Source organism: Methanococcoides sp., from assembly GCF_030594565.1.
Lineage (GTDB): Archaea > Halobacteriota > Methanosarcinia > Methanosarcinales > Methanosarcinaceae > Methanococcoides > Methanococcoides seepicolus.
The window spans coordinates 1-3,080 of the sequence record NZ_JAUVEY010000187.1 but is presented as its reverse complement, the minus strand read 5'-3'; the positions used below and the strand labels follow the sequence as shown (position 1 = coordinate 3,080).

The 3,080-nt window shown below is 40.7% G+C and carries 3 protein-coding genes and 1 pseudogene; 2 read left to right on the top strand and 2 right to left on the bottom strand.

What is annotated here, in order from left to right:
- Both QAS77_RS11270 and QAS77_RS11265 read left to right on the top strand, forming a co-directional pair.
- On the top strand, positions 1–1,123 hold a 1,123-nt coding region (locus QAS77_RS11270; RefSeq protein WP_305065638.1), incomplete at its 5' end, for a glycosyltransferase family 2 protein.
- 139 nt (positions 1,124–1,262) lie between these two features.
- A complete protein-coding gene (locus QAS77_RS11265; protein WP_305065636.1) occupies positions 1,263–2,027 on the top strand; it encodes a GTPase in 765 nt (254 codons plus the stop codon).
- 46 nt (positions 2,028–2,073) lie between these two features.
- On the opposite strand, the gene QAS77_RS11260 is transcribed toward QAS77_RS11265, so the two are convergent.
- Positions 2,074–2,271 (bottom strand): YwbE family protein, encoded by a 198-nt coding sequence (locus tag QAS77_RS11260; protein ID WP_172364549.1) that lies wholly within the window; start codon positions 2,269–2,271, stop codon positions 2,074–2,076.
- A 108-nt stretch (positions 2,272–2,379) separates the two neighbouring features.
- Positions 2,380–3,080 (bottom strand): annotated as a pseudogene (locus QAS77_RS11255) (IS5/IS1182 family transposase); the annotation flags it as partial.

Genomic DNA, 3,080 nt, shown 5'->3' with positions numbered 1-3,080 from the left:
GCCTTTGGACTCTGAGGGTACGCTTGGGAGGGCTATCGAGAGTCTGGCTATACTTGAAGATACGGATTTTGAACTGGTGGTGCTGGCGGCTCCAAATAATATGGAGATCGTGGAGCAGGTCGAGCAGAAGGTAAGGGATATTATCAGATCCTCTTCGAATGCTGATGTCAGGGTTCATATGTTCGGGCCATCACATCTGGAAAAGTTACATGAGGACCTGAAAAAGGATGGCATGGGGGAATACTGTGATCTGCTTTCCCTCACTGGGTATTCCAACATAAGGAACATGTGTCTTTTTGTTCCACACATAATGGGCTCAGATGTTGCACTTCTTATCGATGACGATGAGGTATTCGAAGACCCGCAATTCATATCCAAGGCAAAGGAATTCATAGGGAAATACCATGAGGGCAGGTTCATCAATGCTGTTGCAGGTTATTATCTCCAGCCTAACGGGGATTATCATGTCGGAGTCCCTGAAAACCCCTGGACCAGATACTGGGACAAGAACGTCTGCATGAACGAAGCCTTTGACGAGGTCATAGGCACATCTCCAAGGCTCAAGGAGACTCCTTTCGTCTTTGGAGGGAATATGGTAATTCATCGTGATCTCTTCATGAAAGTTCCTTTCGACCCGATGGTGCCACGGGGTGAGGACATCGATTATCTTATAAATGCAAGAATGTTCGGTTATTCCTTCCTCCTTGACAACGAACTTGCGATCAAGCACCTGCCTCCTGCTAAATCCCACCCCACGTGGAAAAGGGTAAGGGAAGACATTTTCAGGTTTGTCTATGAGCGGGCAAAGCTCATGAGCCAGAAAGAGATCGAGGGCATGAGCTCAGTGGCTGCGGAAGATCTGGGCTGTTATCCCGGAAATTTCCTTGGTGATGATCTTGAAGAAAAGGTAGAAAATGCCTGCAGGTTGCTTTCTGATGAATATCTTAATAAAGGCGATCTTGTTGGGAGTGCAGAAGCTCTCAAGAACATAGGACTTGTAATTACTGATGCAATTCCCGACATTGATCCCTTTGAGCATCTATGTAAATTGCAAAAGAGGTGGAATGAATTGATGCTATACTCAGCTGACAAAAAAGGATTGAGCTTGTCTTTTGTGACATGAGATCAAGCGATATAAAGCGGATGAAGTGTGATCAAGCGTTGTGAATTGAGGTCATATCTTTTATTCACTACTTCAAAATGCGTGAAAACAAAACGAACCTCTCAACACATCCTTATAGCCCAATGTTGTAAGACAAGTGATGGCAAGTTACAAGTTGATGGTAAAGGATGTCATAAAAAAGGCCGATATCCTTCTTGAGGTCGTAGATGCTCGTTTTCCGGATGAGACTAGAAACCTTGAGGTCGAACGCGATGTTAAACGTTCAGGTAAGCCACTGATAATAGTTCTCAGCAAATGTGATCTTGTATCAAAGGAAACTCTTCAGAAAGCTAAATCTCGTTTATCAAAGGTAGCACCAACTGTCTTTGTTTCCAGTAAGGAAAGATATGGCACGACCATGTTGAGGCACAAGATCCTTGAGATCGCTGACATTCAGGGACGAAATATTTTGATCGGTTCCCTCGGTTACCCAAACACCGGTAAATCTTCGGTCATCAATGGAGTGGCCGGAAAGAACAAAGCTGGTACGTCTTCAATATCCGGACATACAAAGGGAGTACAAATTGTGAAGGCCGGTTCCCGAATAGTTTTCATTGACACGCCTGGTGTCATACCCTTTGGTGATAACGATGAGTACAGGCAGGGTCTTCTTGGAGTTAAAGATGCTACTCACCTGAATGATCCCATAGGAGTGGCCATGAAGATCATTGCGCACATCTGTGATAATAATAAGGCTGTACTTGAAGAGTTCTACAATATAGAGATAAAGGAAAATAATCCCGAAAAGGTCTTAGAGCTCATAGGTCTAAAGGGTAATTGCCTCAAACATAAAGGGGAAGTGGACGAAATGAGGATCGCTATTAAGATCATCAATGACTGGCAAAGAGGGAAGATGCTGATATAAGTTACTGAGGTAACTTATTGATCGGACCAATTCGTTGGTCTACTTTTTAGTTTTTGATCTCTTTTACTCTTCCAACCTGGCCATCTTCCAGTTGAACCTTTATTCCGTGAGGGTGAGTGGAAGACTTGGTTAGAATTCTTTTTACAACGCCTTGAGTTATTTTACCGGACCTTTGATCGTTCTTTAAGACGATGCCTACATTTGCTCCAACTTTGATATTTGCTCTGGTATTACCTGCACTCATGTTGGGATAAAAGTTCCTAATGCTATAAACATGTACTTTTCTTAAGAGTTCGAACTGCTTGATATGAAACTTCTGAATAATAATGGTGACAATATAAGAAAAAAATGGCTCTGTAGAAATCCTCATTTGAACAATAAATATAACTCTGACATACCTGTCAAGGTTATGCACTAATAACTTGAATTTAATCTCTTTTATTTGATTCCAGTACTTTTTTGCTCTAATTTCTTCACCATATTTTCTTTTCAGGACAGAGAACATCGTTTCTACCAGATTTCTATTATGATAGAGTTCCTCATCAAATTCCCATATCATTTTTCTACGGTATTTACCTTTGATCTTCGTTTCTTTTCTGTTCTCCAAGCATAATAGTAACTACAATGACCACTCGTAAATCCACTCGAATCAATAGTATTTGTCTCAATCTTTTCACTATGAGAATAAAACAGTTTCAGTGTTTGCTGTAACAATCCGCTGAAATAAACAGAGTTGAGTCTTGTGACAAATTTATGAAGTGTGTTCCAGATTGAAAATCTGGAACTCCCACTAAATCTATGATTTAATGGAATAGTAAAGTGTGGAACCTGTTTAAGTCCGATTCTTGATTTGACCTTATCCATTACTTCGACAAGTTCAACAATATCTCTATAATCTTCATTCAGGCTCTATTTCAATAAAACCAATGTCAATAGCTGGTGTTGTGTATATTTTCTTTTGGAATACTTGCAACTATAGATCTGAAGGTGTGAGTTACCTGATACAGCTGGCGCTGTATCAACAAACTTTAAATATTTGTTAGACAAAACACA

Excerpts from the sequence above, each read along its gene's own strand:
- QAS77_RS11260 (WP_172364549.1), bottom strand. The coding sequence starts at position 2,271 with ATGAGTGCAGGTAATACCAGAGCAAATATCAAAGTTGGAGCAAATGTA.
- QAS77_RS11265 (WP_305065636.1), top strand. The coding sequence starts at position 1,263 with ATGGCAAGTTACAAGTTGATGGTAAAGGATGTCATAAAAAAGGCCGAT.